The sequence below is a fragment of the Ruegeria sp. HKCCA6837 genome, assembly GCF_013034475.1.
GTDB lineage: Bacteria > Pseudomonadota > Alphaproteobacteria > Rhodobacterales > Rhodobacteraceae > Ruegeria.
The window spans coordinates 167,794-185,863 of the sequence record NZ_WQGD01000004.1; the positions used below are offsets into that span (position 1 = coordinate 167,794).

Annotated in this window: 15 protein-coding genes; 4 read left to right on the top strand and 11 right to left on the bottom strand. The window is 55.8% G+C overall.

Features of this window, described 5'->3' with window-relative positions:
- Position 1: 1 nt before the first annotated feature.
- From GOV91_RS08365 to GOV91_RS08380, 4 genes are read left to right on the top strand one after another with little or no spacing between them, the layout of a single operon-like run.
- Entirely contained in the window at positions 2-889 is an 888-nt protein-coding gene (locus GOV91_RS08365) for a 2-dehydro-3-deoxygalactonokinase (RefSeq protein WP_171235150.1), read from the top strand.
- Positions 886-1,491: a 2-dehydro-3-deoxy-6-phosphogalactonate aldolase gene (locus GOV91_RS08370; RefSeq protein WP_171176982.1), complete on the top strand. Its 606-nt coding sequence runs from the start codon at positions 886-888 to the stop codon at positions 1,489-1,491. Before GOV91_RS08365 ends, GOV91_RS08370 begins: the two co-directional genes overlap by 4 nt.
- Positions 1,488-2,348 carry an SMP-30/gluconolactonase/LRE family protein gene (locus GOV91_RS08375; protein WP_171176980.1) on the top strand — a complete coding sequence of 287 codons (861 nt, stop codon included), beginning with the start codon at positions 1,488-1,490 and terminating at the stop codon, positions 2,346-2,348. The genes GOV91_RS08370 and GOV91_RS08375 overlap by 4 nt, the downstream gene beginning before the upstream one ends.
- A complete protein-coding gene (locus GOV91_RS08380) occupies positions 2,345-4,246 on the top strand; it encodes a beta-galactosidase (RefSeq protein WP_171235151.1) in 1,902 nt (633 codons plus the stop codon). The genes GOV91_RS08375 and GOV91_RS08380 overlap by 4 nt, the downstream gene beginning before the upstream one ends.
- Before the next feature lie 55 nt (positions 4,247-4,301).
- Here the strand turns inward: GOV91_RS08380 and GOV91_RS08385 are convergent, their stop codons facing one another.
- From GOV91_RS08385 to GOV91_RS08435, 11 genes are all read right to left on the bottom strand, one after another.
- Complete coding sequence (locus GOV91_RS08385) at positions 4,302-5,573, bottom strand: ABC transporter permease (RefSeq protein WP_171235152.1); 1,272 nt, start codon at positions 5,571-5,573, stop codon at positions 4,302-4,304.
- Positions 5,570-6,490, bottom strand: a complete 921-nt coding sequence (locus GOV91_RS08390; RefSeq protein WP_171176974.1) for an ABC transporter permease — start codon at positions 6,488-6,490, stop codon at positions 5,570-5,572. Before GOV91_RS08390 ends, GOV91_RS08385 begins: the two co-directional genes overlap by 4 nt.
- 12 nt (positions 6,491-6,502) lie before the next feature.
- The gene (locus GOV91_RS08395) at positions 6,503-7,615 is read right to left on the bottom strand and encodes an ABC transporter ATP-binding protein (RefSeq protein WP_171176972.1); all 1,113 of its coding nucleotides are present in this window, start codon (positions 7,613-7,615) and stop codon (positions 6,503-6,505) included.
- A gap of 116 nt (positions 7,616-7,731) precedes the next feature.
- Entirely contained in the window at positions 7,732-8,856 is a 1,125-nt protein-coding gene (locus GOV91_RS08400) for an extracellular solute-binding protein (protein WP_171235153.1), read from the bottom strand.
- A 123-nt stretch (positions 8,857-8,979) separates the two neighbouring features.
- Positions 8,980-10,965 carry a beta-galactosidase gene (locus GOV91_RS08405; RefSeq protein WP_171235154.1) on the bottom strand — a complete coding sequence of 662 codons (1,986 nt, stop codon included), beginning with the start codon at positions 10,963-10,965 and terminating at the stop codon, positions 8,980-8,982.
- Positions 10,962-12,608 carry an amino acid ABC transporter permease gene (locus GOV91_RS08410; RefSeq protein ID WP_171235155.1) on the bottom strand — a complete coding sequence of 549 codons (1,647 nt, stop codon included), beginning with the start codon at positions 12,606-12,608 and terminating at the stop codon, positions 10,962-10,964. Before GOV91_RS08410 ends, GOV91_RS08405 begins: the two co-directional genes overlap by 4 nt.
- Before the next feature lie 63 nt (positions 12,609-12,671).
- Entirely contained in the window at positions 12,672-13,421 is a 750-nt protein-coding gene (locus tag GOV91_RS08415; protein ID WP_171235156.1) for a basic amino acid ABC transporter substrate-binding protein, read from the bottom strand.
- A gap of 27 nt (positions 13,422-13,448) precedes the next feature.
- Positions 13,449-14,489: a LacI family DNA-binding transcriptional regulator gene (locus GOV91_RS08420; protein WP_171235157.1), complete on the bottom strand. Its 1,041-nt coding sequence runs from the start codon at positions 14,487-14,489 to the stop codon at positions 13,449-13,451.
- Entirely contained in the window at positions 14,489-15,238 is a 750-nt protein-coding gene (locus GOV91_RS08425; RefSeq protein ID WP_171235158.1) for a sugar phosphate isomerase/epimerase, read from the bottom strand. The genes GOV91_RS08420 and GOV91_RS08425 overlap by 1 nt, the downstream gene beginning before the upstream one ends.
- Before the next feature lie 81 nt (positions 15,239-15,319).
- Complete coding sequence (locus GOV91_RS08430) at positions 15,320-16,402, bottom strand: ABC transporter ATP-binding protein (protein WP_171235159.1); 1,083 nt, start codon at positions 16,400-16,402, stop codon at positions 15,320-15,322.
- 3 nt (positions 16,403-16,405) lie between these two features.
- On the bottom strand, positions 16,406-18,061 hold the full coding sequence (locus GOV91_RS08435) for an alpha-amylase family glycosyl hydrolase (RefSeq protein WP_171235160.1): 1,656 nt from the start codon (positions 18,059-18,061) through the stop codon (positions 16,406-16,408).
- Positions 18,062-18,070 lie beyond the last annotated feature (9 nt).

Here is an 18,070-nt window from a genome sequence, read left to right on the forward strand (position 1 = left end):
GATGAATACTGAATGGATCGCTGTTGATTGGGGTACATCCCATCTGCGCGCGTGGGCCATGCAGGGGCGCACCGTGCTGGATCAGGCACGGTGTGACGCAGGAATGGCCCGAGTTGGCAAGGATGGGTTTCAGGCGGCGTTGCTTGCGCTTGTTGAAACATGGCTGGCGGATACCCCGGTGGACGTAATCGCGTGCGGTATGGTTGGTGCGCGGCAGGGCTGGGTCGAGGCACCTTATGGTGCAGTTCCAAGCCAACCACTGTCCGACGCGCCGATCCGCGTTCCCGACACCGATCCACGCATCTGTGCCTTTGTCGTGCCCGGTCTGAAACAGATGGCACCGCCGGACGTTATGCGGGGCGAAGAAACGCAGATCGCAGGATTTCTTGCCGCGCGGCAGAATTGGGATGGGGTGATCTGTTTGCCCGGAACGCATACAAAGTGGGTTCAGGTCAGCGCGGGCGAAGTTGTCAGCTTTCGGACATTCATGACGGGAGAGATGTTCGATCTGTTGTCTGGGCAATCGGTGCTGCGACACTCGGTTTGCGAAGGTTGGGATGATAACGCATTTGTGGACGCCGTTGCAGATACCCTGTCCAAGCCCGAACAACTGGCTGCACGCCTATTCGGTCTGCGCGCAGCAGATCTGCTACACGGTCAGGACAAAGGCACCGCTCGGGCGCAGCTTTCGGGGTTGCTGATCGGTGCCGAGCTGGCCGCCACCCGACCCTATTGGTTGGGACAACAGTTGGCCGTGATTGGTGCCGACGGTGTTTCGCAGATTTATGCAACTGCGCTGAAGCAACAAGGTGCGTTTGTCGAAACTGAAAATGCCACTGCGGCGACACTGGCAGGGCTTGCTCTGGCAAAAGACAAGGTGAATTCATGAGCCGTCCCATCATCGCCATTCTTCGTGGGCTTAATCCGTCCGACGCCGAAGCCGTTGGGCGCGTGATACTTGACGCGGGAATCGACCGTATCGAAGTGCCGCTCAACTCACCCGACCCGTTAAATAGTATCGCTATTCTTGCCAGGGTATTCGGGCATCAGGCACTGATCGGAGCAGGCACGGTTTTAACCATCGATCAGGTCAATGCTGTTTCGGATGCCGGGGGTAAACTGATCGTATCGCCAAACTATGATGCCGAGGTCATTGGGCGCACGGTCGCTTTGGGGATGCAAAGCTGGCCGGGTGTTTATACCCCAACCGAAGCGTTCGGGGCACTAAAGGCCGGCGCCACAGGGCTAAAGCTGTTTCCCGGTGTGATGGCAGGACCTGCCGGACTGGCAGCTTTGCGCCCGGTTTTGCCTGACGGTGCGCTGGTGTTTGCCGTGGGTGGTGCGGGCCCTGAGAATTTTGATCAGTGGATCAAGGCCGGGGCAGATGGGTTCGGGATCGGATCGGCGCTATATAAACCTGGCATGGACGTGACCGAGATATCAGACCGCGCCCGCCAGATCGTTGCCGCCTATGACAAGGCGGTGGGATGAGCACTGTTTTCGATGATCGCCCCTGTGAATTGGGTGAAGGGCCTTTGTGGCATCCCGAACGGCAACAGTTGTATTGGTTCGACATCATCGGCAAACGCCTGATGACCCGTAGCGCACAAGGGCCGCAGAGCTGGGCATTTGAAGAATATGTCTCTGCTGCAGGATGGGTGGACCACGATACGCTGCTGCTGGCGTCGGAAACCGGGCTTTGGCGTTTTGACTTGACCACTGCGGACTGCAGCCTGATCACACCGTTGGAGGCAGATAACTCAGTCACCCGCTCTAACGACGGTCGGGCCGACCCTTGGGGTGGCTTCTGGATCGGAACGATGGGAAAGCATGCGGAACCAGCAGCCGGATCGATCTATCGGTTCTGGAAAGGCGCGTTGAGGCGTCTGGTTGCGGATGTGACAATCTCAAACGCGATCTGTTTTGCTCCGGATCGGTCGGTTGCCTATTTTTGCGATACCGTGACAGGGCAGGTTCGGCGTTGGAAGCTGGACGCGGAAACCGGGTGGCCTGAAGGGGATCATTCGGTCTTTCTGGATCTTCGGGCGGAAGGGTTGAACCCCGACGGCGCTGTGGTTGATGCAGCTGGAAACATCTGGATTGCCCAATGGGGTGCGAGCCGGGTTGCCTGTTATACATCTGAGGGACAATTCCTGCGTGCCGTTTCTTACGACGCGGCGCATACATCCTGCCCGGCCTTTGGCGGCAGTGATCTGAGCACCCTTTTCTGCACAACAGCGCGTCAGGGGTTAAGTGCCGACGAAATCGAAGCGCAACCAAACAACGGAAAGACCTTTGCCGCGCTAAATGTCGGGCGGGGTCAGGCAGAACACAGGGTCATTTTATGAAGCCGGAACTTGGCGTTTGCTACTATCCCGAACACTGGCCCGAGGCGATGTGGGCGGAGGACGCAGCGCGCATGATCACCACCGGTCTGACCTGGGTTCGGATCGGTGAGTTTGCCTGGAGCCGTATGGAACCTCAGCCGGGTAATCTGCAACTCGATTGGCTGGACCGTGCGATCGAAACACTTGGGTCCGCCGGGTTGAAGGTTGTGCTGGGTACGCCAACGGCGACACCGCCCCGCTGGATGATCGACAAACACCCGGATATGCTTGCAGTGGATGAACTCGGGGCCCCGCGCAAGTTTGGGTCGCGGCGACATTATTGCTTTAGTCACCAAGGCTATATCGACGAATGTTCACGCATCGCCCGCATCATGGGCGAACGGTATGGTCGTAATCCGCAGGTGGCAGCATGGCAGATCGACAACGAATACGGGTGTCATGACACAACGGTCAGCTACAGTGCCCCTGCCCTCCGCGCCTTCCAACAGTGGTTGGCAGTTCAATATGGCACCGTCGAAGCGCTGAATACAGCATGGGGCAATGTGTTCTGGTCAATGGAATATGCCAGTTTTGACGAGATTGACCTACCCAATCAAACCGTAACCGAACCGAACCCGGCTCATGTGTTGGCGTTCCGACGGTTCAGCTCAGATCAGGTTGTGGCTTTCAACAAAGCTCAGGTTGAGGTTTTGCGGCAGCTGACCGACGCGCCACTGCTGCACAATTACATGGGCCGGGTTCTGGATTTCGATCACTTCGAGGTCGGCGCAGATTTGGATATTGCCACCTGGGACAGTTATCCAATTGGATTTTTGTCGGATCGGCTGGAAGATGACGATGCGCAAAAGATCGCCTTTCTGCAACAAGGCGACCCGGATATGCAGGCGTTTCATCACGACCTGTACCGGGCCGTCGGGCGCGGACGTTGGTGGGTGATGGAACAGCAACCCGGTCCCGTGAATTGGGCACCGTTCAATCCGGCCCCTCTGACGGGAATGGTGCGTCTGTGGTCGCTGGAAGCTGTGGCCCACGGGGCTGAGGTGGTCAGCTACTTCCGTTGGCGACAAGCCCCCTTCGCACAAGAACAAATGCATGCAGGCTTGTTGACGCCGAATAACCGCCCCGCGCCTGCTTTGACCGAAGCCCGCCAAACCGCAGATACACTGTCAGAATTGGGTGAAGTGCGGCAAGAGCAAGCCAAGGTGGCTATCGTGTTCGACTATGCATCGGACTGGGCATGGGCCACTCAGCCGCAGGGGGCCGGGTTTGATTACTTTCGATTGGTCTTTTCGGCCTATCGCGCGCTGCGCCGCGCGGGGATGTCGGTGGATTTCGTATCTACTCATGACCTCTCAGGAAAATACGATCTGATCCTTGCGCCGGGTCTGGCGACGCTTGACCAGGATTTGGAAAGCCGTCTGCAATCGGCATGTAAACTCGCCATCCTTGGCCCCCGAAGTGGTGCCATAACGCGCAATTTCCAAATTCCCGAGAATGGCCGCCCCGGATTGAGTGCATTGGACTGTGTCGTCGATCTGGTCGAAACGCTACCTCCGACGGTTGAGAGACCCGTTAATGGCGGTGGCGCAGCCCATCATTGGGTTGATCGATTGTCAGGCTCCGCCACCGACTTGCTGAATTTCGAAGATGGGGCAGCCGCGCTCAAAGGGGAAAACGGAGTTTGGTATCTGGCGGGATTTCCTGACGAAACGCTTTGGGATCGGGTCATTGCGATGGCGGCAAAGCAAACAGGATTGAGCGTGCAGGCCATGCCACAAGGCCTGCGGATGCGCGAGACAGCTGATCATGTGTTCCTGATCAACTACAACGCAAGCCCGGTGATCTGGAAGGGGCAAACTGTTCAAGGCTGCGATGTCGCCATCCTGAAACGCACTTAGCCCGGACAGGGTTAATCCTGATCCGGGCGGATGCCTTGGCTATCAACCTGCGACGCTAGTCGTCGCTTTGCAGGCTGTTGGGATCGAAAACGTTTCCGAACCCACTGTTGTTCGATGGGGTCGGGTCGGCCTCGGACGAACCATCGTTGCTTTCGCTTTCGTCTCCGCCCAGAGAGTTGGGGGCAAACACATTTCCAAAGCCACTGTTGTTTGATGGCTTGGGAGTTGATTGCGACCCACCCTGTTCGGCTTCTTCGGCTTCGCGTTGCTTACGGCGCTCTTCACGCTGCTTGCGCAGTTCCTGAATGCGTTGTTCGGCTTCCAGCTGTTTCTGCTCACGCACATCGGCGATGCACTGACCGGGGTCGTATGCCGTTGCAGTGCCCACAACTGTGATCGTTGCAATGGCAAATACAACCACCAGAACCGCCGCTGCGTTTCCGGCAAAGAAGCTGGGCACTTTGATTTTGCCGGCCAGTTCCTCAACCGTTGCGTTCTTGCGCGCCGCTGCGACCAGTTCCTGACGCTTGAGCTTGGCTTCGTTCAGTAAGGCAAAGAATACGGTCAAGGCTACGATGATAAATGCTAGCGCAGAAATCGCGGGTGTGATGCCATACCGGACCTTCTGGGCCAGCTCGATTGTCAGCGTCGGGTATTCGCCAAACGTAAAGGTGGTGGTGTTGTAGTTCTCGAACGAGGCAAGGAATGCCAACACCGCCGCCGAGGCAATCGCCGGGCGCATGAACGGCAGCAAGATCTTGCGGAAAGCCTGGGCATGACTCGCGCCAAGGTCCAGGGCCGCTTCGGTCAGAGCTACGTCGTAGCGCTGCAACCGTGCCACCAACACCAGCATGCAGTAGCTGGCGATAAAGGTGGATTGGCCGATCACCGTCAGAAAAATGCCATTTGACAAGAAGCTGTCTGCCCCCAGTCCGAGCATACGGTTGATCCGATCCCAGAACACCAGTGTCGAGATACCCAGAACCACGCCCGGGATCAGGATCGGTGCGATGATGATCGTGTAATAGGTCGCGCGCAACTTGGACCAGATCTGAGTCAGCATCAGCGCACCTGCCAGACCCATCGCCACGGACAGAACAACCGTTCCAAGCCCGATGATCAACGAGTTTTTGATACCGTTCAGGATGCGCTGATCCTGAAACAGTTCGCCAAACCACTGGAAGGTCAGGCATTCCCACGGGCTCATCCGGGGGAAACCGGACGAGTTGAACGCGGTGATCGACATGATCACAAGCGGTCCCAGCAGATACAGGAAGAAGATCGCCAGATAGACCCAGATGCTTATGCGGAGGAAGGAATTGTTCATTTCCCGATATCCCCCATATTCACCTTAAACAGGCGCATCACCGCCAACACGAACAGGATACAGGTCACCAACAGCACGATCGCGTAAGCGGCTCCTTGTGGCCAGTCATTGTTGTCGTTGAATTGCTGATAGATCAGCTGCGTGAACCACAGGCTCGACGGACCGCCCAAAATCTGCGGTGCGGCCAGCGCACCAGCGCTTAACATGAACACCATAGTACAGCCTGAACTGATGCCCGGCTTGGCGTAAGGAATAACCACGCGCCAGTGAATCCGCCACCATGGCGCACCCAGGTCCCGAGCGGCTTCGATCTGGTTTTTATCCAGACTTTCAATGACGTTATACATCGGGAAGATCATCAGCAGGATATAGGCATAGCCCAAACCCGCATAGAGCGCGATATCGTTGCGGATGAAGTCAAACGGTGTATCCCAGATCCCCATGCCCATGAACAACGTATTCAGAACGCCGGTTTCACCGAAGATAATGCGCAGCGCGAAGGCGCGTAGGATCTCGTTGATCCAATAGGGAATGATAAGCATGATCGCAAAGATGCGGATATGGCTACCTTCGGATTGTCCCAGGTAGTAGGCGATTGGATAGCAGATGATCAGATTGAAGATCGTCACACAGACAGCCGCCACAAGGGTTCGGAAAAACACTCTCAGGTCGACCGTGTTGTAATCCTGACTGCCGCCCTCGGGGCCGTATATCAAGTACTTGTAGTTCTCCAGCGTATAGACGTCCTTGGGCCCGCCAATCTCTGGCGGCGGCAGGTTCGGACGGAATGAAAAGTCCAGCATCGACAACTGCGGCAAGATAATCAGCCCGATGGTCCAGAACAGGACCAGGCCCAAAATCGCCAACCCCATGCCGGTGCCATTGCGATTGAAGAAATCCTTTAGAAACTGGGGCATGAACTGTTCCCCTTATTCCGCAGCCAGCTCACCCGCAGGAACGACGACGGCGTTGTGCGTCTCATATTCCAACGTGATGTTCTGTCCGGTGTGATCTTCGAAGGATTGCCCGTGGTTGGGGATCGATACTTTGATCTCTTTTCCGCCCTCGCCTTCGGTGAAGATGTTAAAGACGTTGCCCTCGAACTCTTCGTGGTTGACACGCGCGGTGACGAAATGGTCGCCCGACGCGCCATCGGGGGCGATGGCAAATGCCTCGGGGCGCACGAACATCATGGCATCGTCGCCTTCTTTCATCTTGCCTTGATTGGCCGTCGAAATCCTCGCTACCAGATCGCCTGAGCGGTTAGTCGCGATCAGAGCCTCATTGCCCATGACTTGTTTAACTTTACCCCGGAACACATTGTTTTCGCCGACGAATGAAGCCGCAAACGCCGTGTTGGGATCGTTGTAGATGGTCTTGCCGTCGGCAATCTGATCAATCACACCCGCGCGCATAACGGCGATGTTGTCGGACATGGTCAGCGCCTCACCTTGATCGTGAGTGATGTAGATAAAGGTGATACCCACGCGCTGCTGGATTTCGCGCAGCTCTGTGCGCATGTGTTGGCGCAGTTTCAGATCCAGCGCTGACAGAGGCTCGTCCAGCAGTAACACATCCGGCTCTGCGCAAAGCGCGCGGGCGATGGCCACACGCTGACGTTGCCCGCCTGACAGTTCGCTGGGCAGTTTGTCGCCCTGCCCGGGCAAAGCGATCATGTCCAGAAGCTCATCTGCACGCTTGCGGCGTTCAGCGGCGCTGGCCCCTTTAATCTCCATCGAGAAGGTGATGTTTTCCCAAACTTTCATCAACGGAAACAACGCCAGGTTCTGGAAAATCAGCGCCGTGGGCCGCTTGTTTGGTCCGATGCCGCGCATGTCATTGCCGCCAATCAATACCTTGCCCTCGCTTGGCTCCAGGAAACCTGAAACGGCGCGCAGGATCGTTGTTTTTCCACAGCCAGACGGCCCGAGGAACGAAAAGAAATCGCCCCCGTTGATGTTCACATTCGCGTCCCGCACGGCAACGAAGTCACCGAAACGGATCCACAGCTTTTCAAGATCGACGCCGACCCCTGCACTCATTTTTGGTATCTCCCTGGGGTGCACATTGTCTTCACACCACATTACTGTCCGTTACGCCGGGACGGCGCACAGAGTGTAGCCCCCCGCGCAAGGCGGAGGGCATGTTTTCAATGCGTTTAAGCGCTCTTGAATTTGTTGACGAACTCGGTCCGTGTTTCTGCATACCAAGGTGCTTCGGCCGGCCACGGGTTAAGGTTGGCCAACGAGTCGCCCGGATAGGCTTCGGCGAAGTTCTTTTTGTAAGTGTCGCCCGAATATTGATCAGCTCCAAGAACCGGCGAGTTGTAACCGTGGCTGTCGATGGCAACACCGGCAGGCTTGGCCTGATAGGCGAAATCAATGAACGCATAGATCTGGTCGATATTCGCGGCACCTGTTGGAATTGACATGCCGTCAACCCAGGCCATCGCGCCTTCGACCGGCGCTTGGTAGTGCACTGGTTCACCTGCAGACTTCAACGCCAGCGGCGGGCCATCCCAAGTTTGACCGACAATCACGCCTTCGTTCAACAGACCATTTTTCTGTGTGTCAGCGTCATTCCAGATCAGCTTGATGCGATCTTTGCGCGCAACGCACCAGTCGGTGATCTGGCCCCAAACCTTGCGCATGGTTTCTTCGTCACCATACGCCGCCCAGACCGAGCCCGGCTCCATCTCGCCCGAACGCTCCATGTAAAGACCCGCGCCCAACATCATCGAATGCGCACGGCCCATAGTTTTTCCGGCGTTTTCTTCGGACCAAACGTCGCCATAAGACGGTGCGTCACCTTCCGGCAGCCACAGGTCGGTGCGGTAGGCAATGCCTTCGGTGCCCCAGATATGCGGCAGCCAATGCGCCCCTGATCCACCAAAGTTCCAAGCGTCTGTGCCGATCTTGGCCATGGCTGGGTTCACTAAGTCAATCGGAACCTTGTTCATATCAAAGGGCTGAAGAAGCTCCAGCGGCTCCCATTGCAACGACCGGTTGTTGGTGGGCGAGACAATGTCAAAGCCCTGACCTTTGGTGGCCTTCATCTTGTTGATGATTTCTTCGTTCGAACCGATGCCGGTGTAGTTCACCTTGATGCCGGTCAGAGTTTCAAACTCTTCGATGAAGCTGGGCGGAAGATAATCCGACCACATCAGAATATTAATCTCGCCCGACGACGCCAGCGCGCTTTTGCTGTAAAGCGGCGCTGCCAAAGCAGCTGCACCCGCGCCCTTTAGCATCTTGCGTCTGGAAAGAGTCAATTTGTCAGCCATGTGCTTTCTCCCATTGATGAACTGTTTGTTTTTATTTTTTTTATAGGACTTTCTGTGTCAATTCGGCAGTGAAAAAGTGACAGTTTTGAAAATTCATTAGCCCAGCCTCCTGATCGAACGCGTTCAGATTGATTTTTTAAGGGGTACATCTTCTTGCCAAACGGTCATGTCCCGGACATCCACCGGGTCGGTTCCTATCAACAATCTACGATGATCACCGGCTGGCAAGGGTTTGGGAGTGTCACCAAAGTTAAACGCGAAATGCAACGTACCGCGCCGGGCAATGCGGATGTCGTGATCACAGTCCAGTGCGCTCAGGCCAGCCCACTCCAAAGCCTGATGTAAAATGGATTGCAAAAGCGCACCACGTGGAAGCATCGCCATGTATATTGCCCGGTTTGACTGCACGACCGCAGGGCTTCCGTCGCAATAGGCGCTTTCAAAGCGCGCTAAGACACTTTCGTTGGTCTCGACGATCTCGCGCCAACCTACGAAAGCGTGCCGAGGGCCGCTGATCAGTTGCACATGTTCTTGTGCCAGGAGGGGAAGTGACTCGACGCGTGTGACATGAACGCCGGTCAACTCTGTTAATGTGCCAGGGGCAAGGTTCGCAGGTGTGTGCATCTGGGGTGTTTTGCTGCCTGACCTGGCTCCAATCACGAGTTTCGCGTCCGAATCTGAAAGCTTGGCAGCAAGGTCTGCGCTGACGATCATGCTCTGCGGCAATAGGATCAGTGCATAGCCGTCCAGATCATCTTCAGGGCCTAGGAAGTCGACGTCTGCCCCTAATTGACGAAGGCTGGCATACCATTCACGGATAATGTGACTGTTTGGGAACTCGTCATCATGCGGCAGGATATCCGCAGCCCAGATTGAGCTGTAATCCAAAAGTATCGCCACATTGGCCTTTGAACGCGTCGCAGATGGTATAGTTTCGCGATCCTTTACGATCTGTGCCAATTCAACCGCCGCTTGATCTGGGCTGTTATCCGAGCGCAGCAACGCCGTATGATATTGTTCCTGCGCGAATTTTACTTGTCGCCAACGAAAGAACATAACCGCTTGCGCACCATGCGCATAAGCTGCCCAGGTCCAAAGCCGCACCATGCCCTCTGCCGGAGAAGGGTTTTTAGCCGCCCAGTCCACCGGACCCGGCTGCTGCTCCAAAACCCACACCCGCCCACGTCCTTGACTGCGGTATAAATCGCAGTGAAAGCCTTGATAATCCGGCGCACCTGTCCGCAGATAGCGACGCTTTTCATCGTCGGAGAGGGTCGAACCCATAAGGTTGCCCAGCGGGTAACTGTCAAAGCCAACCACATCCAAATCGGCCGCAACGGCGTGATGGTCAAACTCGAAACTGCCTGCCATAAAGTTGTGGGTGATGTCTCGGCCCGCAGAATGTTCCCGCAGAATGTCGACCTGCGCTTTGTTGAACAGACGTACCCTGTCCGAAGAATAACGCATGAAATCCAATGCATGTGTTGGATTCGGAGCTGCGACCAGACCGTTGGGCAGCTCAATCTGGTCAAATCCGGAATAGAGCGATCCCCAGAACACGGTTCCCCATGTTTGGTTTAGGGCATCGATTGTTTCGTATCGCTTCTGAAGCCAGCGTTGAAACCCGTTGCGCGCAGCCATTGAATAGCTGAGTACCGTGTCGTGGTCGTTGTATTCGTTGTCGATCTGCCAGGCGTGGACATGAGGGTTCTTTCCATGTCTGCTGGCATATTCGGTGGCGATCCGTTTTGCCTCTGCCAGATAAATCTCAGAGGAAAAGCAATAATGCCTGCGCGAGCCATATCCCCTGACCCGTCCATCCGGTCCAACCGGCAGGATTTCAGGATGCGCGTCGATCAGCCATTTTGGCGGGGCCGCCGTTGGGGTCGACATTATGACCTTCAGCCCGGCCTGACCCAGAATTTCAATGACTTCGTCCAGCCAACCCCAGCGAAACTGCCCGCGTGCAGGTTCGATTAGGCCCCAGGTGAATTCGGCAATACGCACCCAATCCAACCCCATCTCGACCATACGCTTGGCATCCTCTTGCCATTGCGACCGATCCCATTGTTCAGGGTAGTAGCAAACCCCCAGCTCAAGCTTGCTCATCTGCTATCCTTTGCGGTACGACGTTCGATCCATTTCAGGAAGCTGGCGCAACCCAATGTGATCACGACGTAAAGAATTGCTGCCGTATTGAAGGGGGCGAAAGGCAGGAAACTTGCCGCCTGAAACTCTCGCATTCTTTGCGTCATGTCACGGACAGACAGGATCGACAGCAGCGAGGTGTCCTTGATCATTGCTATGAATTCGTTGCCCAAGGGCGGGGTCACGATCCGCAATGCCTGCGGCAAGACGATGAGCCGAGCAGTCTGCCATCGAGACAAGCCCAAAGAGCTGCCCGCTTCCAACTGCCCTTTGGGTATGGCCTCGATCCCGGATCGAAAGATCTCGGCCATATAGGCTGAATAGCCAACCGAAATGGCGATGATACCGCGGGTCATATTGGTCATGTCGATGCCGCCGCCTGTGGCATCCTTGACTGCACCCGCCAGAGGCAGGCCGATGTAAAGGATGATCACCAGCATCGGGATGCCCCGTATCGTATCCACAAAGAACTCTGCGCCAACGGCTAGCGGGTGGAGTTTGTGCTGTGCGCCACCAATGGTCAGCGTCAATAACAAAAAGCCAAAGACAGCAAAAGCCAGCGCCGGGTTGCGGTACTTGTCGGGCAAAAAGCTGGTTTGCCAAAGCACCGGATAGCCCTGCGTGTGTGCCTGAACGGGGACAAACGCGCCCGAGACACTTTCAACGGTTTCGATTTGCTCCAGGGCCGCTGCGGCGTCTGTTGCACTGCGGATGCGGTATTGCTGCTCTCCACCGCCTTCGAATTCACCAAACCGGATGATATCTGCCTGCGCTTGTGGTGTGCCGCGCACAATGGCAATGCGGGCTTCGGTGCTCCCGACAAGGATGTAATTCACTTGTGGTTGCATGAAGAAAAACGTGGAAACCGCTAGCAGAGCCAGGCTGATTGCGCCGTAAACCATCGTAGTACGCGCTTTGGGTTTGAACGATTGCAGCCCCACCCAGATCAGCCCCAGGATCGCTGCAAAAATATAGGCAAAGATCGCCGCGCGGAATGTAATGGCAACGCCAGTTGCAAACTGCCAATGCGCCATGAACATCAAATAGAACAAGGTGGCCCCGGTCAGGATTTCAAACCCAAGTTGAGAATAGCCGCGCAACGGGTTGTTCAGACGGGTGGATAACACGCACAGCGCGATGATCACCGCATAGATTGCCAGCAAGACCTGCAAACCAGTCTGCACTTGCGCCACAACCTCAGGGAAAAGCACCCAGGTCTGGTTGGTTCGGTCGATAAGTGCCGATGTGTTTTCACTCAGCGCATGAAAGAAGACCGACTCGGCGAATGGCATCAGGATCTGAGGTGCGACAAAGGCAAGCATCGATAGGCCAACCGCCGCAGGAAATGCAGCCAACGCCGCCACGCGCAACCAGGCCGGGGCTTGCGAATGGAACCGGGAATGGCGGGCGCAGAGATAGCCCAGGATCGCCGCGGTCAGGATCAGCAAGAACCCAACAAAAATCGGCCCCGCGTTGTTGCCGATCCCTAGGATCGCGACCAGAGATCGCAAATATTTGGACGAGGTAGCAAACAGGTAAATGATGAATGGCGCTGCTGCGAGCAACACAAGGTTGCTCGGGCGGATCGAGCTGAGACGCGACATGGGGTTCTCCGCTAGGTCAAAACCCCGGCGAAAATTCCGCCGGGGCCGTTAGGTATTCAGGGTTCAGTTTGTTCCCCAGTATTTGGCTTTCAGCTTGTCCAGGGTGCCGTCGTCCTGAATCGCAGCCAGTCCCGTGTTGATGGCATCAACGGTTGGGTCGCCTTCCTGAAAGACGATGCCCAGTGGGTCGGATTGCAGGCCAGTGATCCCAACGGTCAACTCGCCTGCAAACTCCTGCTCATAGGCCGACGCCGAGGTGCCGTCGATGATGACTCCTTGCACGTCGGCGTTTTGAAGTGCCAGAATGGCGGCCGAAAAATTGTCATACAGGCTCACATTCTCGCGGCCCACCAGCTCTTCAGCGAGTTGCGCGTTGGTCGTACCGGTCTGCGCCGCAAGCTTCTGGCCTCCTGCCTTGAAATCTTCCAGCGTCATATCCGCATTGTCGACCTGAAGAAGAATGGCCTGACTGACAACGATGTAAGGTTCGGAGAAATCCATGGTCTCTTCCCGCTCCGGTGTGATCGAAACGCCCGAGATCACCAGATCGAACTCACCCTGCTGAAGTGCCGCGAAGATCCCGTCCCAAGCCGTGTTGACGAAATTCGGAACGCAGTTCACGCGCTCGCAAATGGCATTCATGACGTCGACGTCAAAACCGACAATCTCGCCAGTTGTTTCATCCACGGTTTCCATCGGTGGATATGTCGCGTCCGTCCCGATCTTGAGCACACGGCCTTCCAGGTCGTCGGCAAAGGCGGCAGGTGCGGTCATCGCGGAAAGCGCCGCCGCTGCAATTAAATGTTTGAACATGTTTGGTTTCTCCTTTGTTGGACTAAGTCAAATCGCCGGTTCCGGCGGTGGCGTGTCAGGTTGCCGCTCGATCAATTGGGCCCTGATCTTTTTTTGAATCTTAGATGGGTCGGCTCCGGCCAAGGCTTGCAGCATAAACTCGCCCAAGAGGCGGCTGGTCTCGCCAATGGGCAGATAATAGGTGCTGGGCGGGGGTACGAAATACCGGCTGAGTTTCAGATCATCGTTTGAAATGACCACAACATCCTGCCCCACCCTCACCCCTTGTTTTGCTGCCGCCGACAAGGCCCCAAGGGTCATCGCCTCGTTGGCGCAAATGATGGCGCTTGGCGGTTTGGGCAACTGCATAAGTGCCGCGAAAGCCGTTTGGCCGGTCTCCGCTGTTGTTGGACCGGTCGCAATCAGCGTAGGGTCAAAGCCAAGCGCACCCTTTGACAGAGCATCGGCATAGCCCCGGCGTCGTTGCAGGGCATAGACAAGGTCATCCGGGGGGTTAATCAACGCGATCCGGCGATGGCCAAGGCCAATCAATCTGGCCGTCGCTTCATACGCCGCAGTCTCACTGTCGAGATCAACATATGCATGTGGCAGGTCGCTGCTACTCATGCCGTAGGTGACAAAGGGAAATGCCTCAGCCTGAAGATACGCTATCCGCGGGTCGTTCACTCGCGTGCCCGAGAAAATCACACCATCGGCCAGCCCTTCTTGCACGATCGAACGCAGAGTCTTCAGTTCAGTATCATCATCGCTTGTGCTGAAAACACTCAATTGATAGCGCGATCCCTGAACTGCCTTTGAAATCCCGGCTAGGATCCGTGTGAATTCAACGCCTTCCCATTCCTCAGCGGCATCTTCCGAAACACTGACCAGAACAGCAATCCGATAGGATTTATTGGTCCGCAACTTAAGCCCATCGAGGTTTACCCGATAGCCCAGAGCGGTCGCTACCTTGTGGATTTCATCCCGCGTTTCTTGTTTCACCGAGGGCGCATCCCGTAAGGCGTTCGAAACCGTTCCGACAGAATAGCCAGTCTTCTTTGCAATTGATTTTATTGTCGCCCGCGCCATCAGGTAATCCCGATCAGACGTTCGGTCAGGAACCCCCGTCCCGTGTTCAACGTACGTCTGTGATCTAAGGTTTCGTCATGTTCGACAAACAAATCGGAACAATTGCTGTCTGCGAGTGCCTTCAATACAGCGTCCCAATCCACGACGCCTTCCCCCAGATTGCGCCAGCGCTCGTCACCTGTGCCACAGTCTGGATCCGCATCCTTTGCATGAACCGACAGGATTCGGTCCGCATGACGTTTGATCATTGCGGCGGCATCTACGCCAGTAACTTGCAACCAACCTATATCTGGCTGCCAGTAGATATTCCCTTGCGAAAGGGCTTGATCCAGGGGCGTTTCACCCTCTGCTCCCACCAGATCAAAGTCGTGATTGTGATAGGCCAGACGGATGCCGTGCCCGCTTAGTCGATCAGCCCATTCTGACAACTGGCCCGACACTGCCATCCATCCCCGGGCAGTGTCGGGCCGCGCCTGGGGCGCCAGCCAAGGCATGACGGCCACCTGGCATTCCAAAAGGTCCATGACCTCGACAATGTCATCGAAACGCGTGTCGAACTCTTCCCAGTCAAAATGTGCAGACCGAACGTTAAGACCTGATTGATGAATGGTACCCGCCATCTGCTGCGGGTTCAGTTCATGCAGCCCTGTGGTTTCGATATCTTCAAATCCGCAAGCTGCAACCAGACGTAACTGGTCTGCCAGATCACCGCATTGCCGCACTGTATAAAGCTGGGCTGAAACTCTCATTCCCCCACCATTGAAACGTTTCAATTATGGTGGAATATGAGCAGTTGAGTTGTCAAGCTTCGCGTTGATTAGCCGCCGTTCTCACTTTCGCATCGATACGCCGTTGTGGAACAAGTGTACTTTTTCAGGGGCTGCGGTCATGGAAACGGTCTGTCCGCGCATGTTCCGTTGAACTCCTGGCAGTTTGGCAATCGGCGCGTCAGCGTCCGTGGTCTTTTCGAAGTACAACAGTGTGACCTCGCCTAAAGCCTCGGTGAAATCCACCTTTCCGGTCATGATCGCGGTATCGTCAGTCATGACAAAATCTTCGGGGCGTACACCGATATTGACCTGCTTGCCCAGATCGCTGTCCTCGGTCGGGATCGCGGAAACGGCGGTGCCGCCAGACGCAAGCTCCACAGTCGTTGTCACCCCCGTTCCGGTGATCGTTCCGGGTAATAGGTTCATTGACGGCGAGCCAATGAATTGGGCCACAAACTCGTTATCGGGAGCCTCATACAGTTCAAGCGGCGTGCCCACCTGCGCAATACCCTTGTTGGCCAAAACCACAATCCGGCTGGCCAATGTCATCGCTTCGACCTGGTCATGGGTCACGTAGATCATGGTACTGTCGGGCATGGCCTCTTTCAGGCGCGCAATTTCGATCCGTGTTGCCACCCGAAGGGCTGCGTCAAGGTTCGACAAGGGTTCATCAAACAGATACACCTTTGGGTCGCGCACAATGGCGCGCCCGATGGCGACCCGCTGGCGCTGACCGCCGGACAGAGCTTTGGGTAAACGGTCAAGAAAGGGTTCGAGTTGCAGAATTTGGGCGGCTCGATCTACCGCAGCATCTATTTCACCCGCAGGCATCTTGGCAATTTTCAGGGCAAACGCCATGTTTTCGCGCACGGTCATATGGGGGTACAGGGCGTAGCTTTGAAACACCATCGCGATGCCGCGTTGTGCGGGCGGAACATCGTTCATGACCTGCCCTTCGATCTCCAGCGTCCCGCCTGTGATCTTTTCCAAACCGGCTATCATCCGCAGCAAGGTGGATTTGCCACATCCGGAAGGACCAACAAAAACGACCAGTTCGCCCTGCTCAATGTCGAGATTGATGTTCTTCAGAACGTCAACAGGGCCATAAGACTTGGCGACACCTGTAAGGTTGAGTTCAGACATGCCTTACCCCTTTTTCCGAGCCATCAGGCAGAACTGCGAAGCTGTCAGAGTGATTGAATTTCCGCCTTCAATGCCACCCAGTTCCTGACCAATGGTCTGCCAATTGCCGTCAGGCACTTTGATCTCGGTTTGATCTGATCCGAGATTGAACGCACAGAAAATTTGCTCGGAGCTGTCTTCACGAATGAAAGTCAAAACTGAGCTTATTTCGTTCGTCTCAGAAAGACGTCCAGATGCCAGAGCCGGGTGGGCGTGACGCAGCGCGATAGCGCGACGATAGTGGTTCAGCATCGATTGCGGGTCCACCTCGGCCCGATCGACCGCGTGTTCAGCTTGTTGGACGCTGACCGGTAGCCAGGGTTCTGCGGTGCTGAAGCCTGATTGTTCATCCTGCGCTTGCCAAACCATTGGCGTACGGCAACCGTCGCGGCCTTTGAATTCGGGCCAGAATTCGATGCCATAGGGGTCTCGAAGCTTCTCAAACGGCACATCTGCTTCATGCAGGCCCAATTCTTCGCCTTGATACAGGCAAGCCGAACCGCGTAGGCACATCATGAGAACCGCATGCTGTCGGGCTGCGGCGTCATCTAAGTTCCAGCGAGAGGCATGGCGTTGCACGTCATGGTTTGAAAACGCCCAACAGGGCCATGCATCACCTGCCTTGGCCTGCAATTGGTCAAAGACATGTTTGGTGTAACTGGCAGTCAACGCGCGTTTCTCGAGGAACTCAAACGCATAGCACATGTGCATCCGCTGATCGCCCGAGGTGTATTCACCCATGATCTCGAGCCCACGCTGCGCATCGCCGACCTCGCCCAGACACGCACGGCCTTCGTATTCGTCCGTAAGCGCCCTCAGCCGTTCAAGGAATGCAATATTCTCGGGTTGGCTTTTCGAATACAGGTGGTCCTGATGGTTGTACGGGTTGACTGCTGGTGCGATCGTCGCGTTGCGCTGATCCATTGGCAGGGCTGGGTTGTCGCGCAATTCCTTGTCATGGAAGTAAAAATTGATTGTGTCCAACCGAAAGCCGTCGACGCCCAGATCCAGCCAGAACCGCGCGACGTCCAGCAAAGCATCCTGAACATCCGGGCAGTGGAAATTCAAATCCGGCTGCGATGTCAGGAAGTTATGCAGATAGTACTGCAGGCGACGAGAGTCCCATTGCCACGCCGAGCCGCCAAAGATCGACAGCCAGTTGTTTGGTGGCGTGCCATCCGGCTTGGGGTCAGCCCACACATACCAGTCGGATTTCGGGTTTTCACGGCTGCTGCGGCTTTCGGTGAACCAGAGGTGCTGGTCCGACGTGTGCGACAGAACCAGATCGATCATGATCTTTAACCGTTTGGCATGCGCCTTATCCAGAAGCTCTTTGAAGTCCTCAAGCGTTCCGAACATTGGATCGACATCGCGGTAATCGCTGACATCGTATCCAAAGTCTTTCATAGGCGACTTGAAAAACGGTGAAATCCAGATCGCATCAACGCCGAGCGACGCGATATAATCCAGTCGCGCAGTGATGCCTTTCAGGTCGCCGATCCCATCCCCGTTGCTGTCCTGAAAGCTGCGGGGATAAATCTGATAAATCACACCCCCTCGCCACCAATCCAAAGACAGTTTTGTTGCTTTGCTGTGTTCAAGGTTGTTCTGCACGTTCATCAGACGCCT

Excerpts from the sequence above, each read along its gene's own strand:
- GOV91_RS08395 (WP_171176972.1), bottom strand. The coding sequence starts at position 7,615 with ATGAGTGCAGGGGTCGGCGTCGATCTTGAAAAGCTGTGGATCCGTTTC.
- GOV91_RS08380 (WP_171235151.1), top strand. The coding sequence starts at position 2,345 with ATGAAGCCGGAACTTGGCGTTTGCTACTATCCCGAACACTGGCCCGAG.
- GOV91_RS08375 (WP_171176980.1), top strand. The coding sequence starts at position 1,488 with ATGAGCACTGTTTTCGATGATCGCCCCTGTGAATTGGGTGAAGGGCCT.
- GOV91_RS08385 (WP_171235152.1), bottom strand. The coding sequence starts at position 5,573 with ATGAACAATTCCTTCCTCCGCATAAGCATCTGGGTCTATCTGGCGATC.
- GOV91_RS08420 (WP_171235157.1), bottom strand. The coding sequence starts at position 14,489 with ATGGCGCGGGCGACAATAAAATCAATTGCAAAGAAGACTGGCTATTCT.
- GOV91_RS08425 (WP_171235158.1), bottom strand. The coding sequence starts at position 15,238 with ATGAGAGTTTCAGCCCAGCTTTATACAGTGCGGCAATGCGGTGATCTG.
- GOV91_RS08365 (WP_171235150.1), top strand. The coding sequence starts at position 2 with ATGAATACTGAATGGATCGCTGTTGATTGGGGTACATCCCATCTGCGC.
- GOV91_RS08410 (WP_171235155.1), bottom strand. The coding sequence starts at position 12,608 with ATGTCGCGTCTCAGCTCGATCCGCCCGAGCAACCTTGTGTTGCTCGCA.
- GOV91_RS08400 (WP_171235153.1), bottom strand. The coding sequence starts at position 8,856 with ATGGCTGACAAATTGACTCTTTCCAGACGCAAGATGCTAAAGGGCGCG.
- GOV91_RS08405 (WP_171235154.1), bottom strand. The coding sequence starts at position 10,965 with ATGAGCAAGCTTGAGCTGGGGGTTTGCTACTACCCTGAACAATGGGAT.
- GOV91_RS08370 (WP_171176982.1), top strand. The coding sequence starts at position 886 with ATGAGCCGTCCCATCATCGCCATTCTTCGTGGGCTTAATCCGTCCGAC.
- GOV91_RS08435 (WP_171235160.1), bottom strand. The coding sequence starts at position 18,061 with ATGAACGTGCAGAACAACCTTGAACACAGCAAAGCAACAAAACTGTCT.
- GOV91_RS08390 (WP_171176974.1), bottom strand. The coding sequence starts at position 6,490 with ATGCCCCAGTTTCTAAAGGATTTCTTCAATCGCAATGGCACCGGCATG.
- GOV91_RS08430 (WP_171235159.1), bottom strand. The coding sequence starts at position 16,402 with ATGTCTGAACTCAACCTTACAGGTGTCGCCAAGTCTTATGGCCCTGTT.
- GOV91_RS08415 (WP_171235156.1), bottom strand. The coding sequence starts at position 13,421 with ATGTTCAAACATTTAATTGCAGCGGCGGCGCTTTCCGCGATGACCGCA.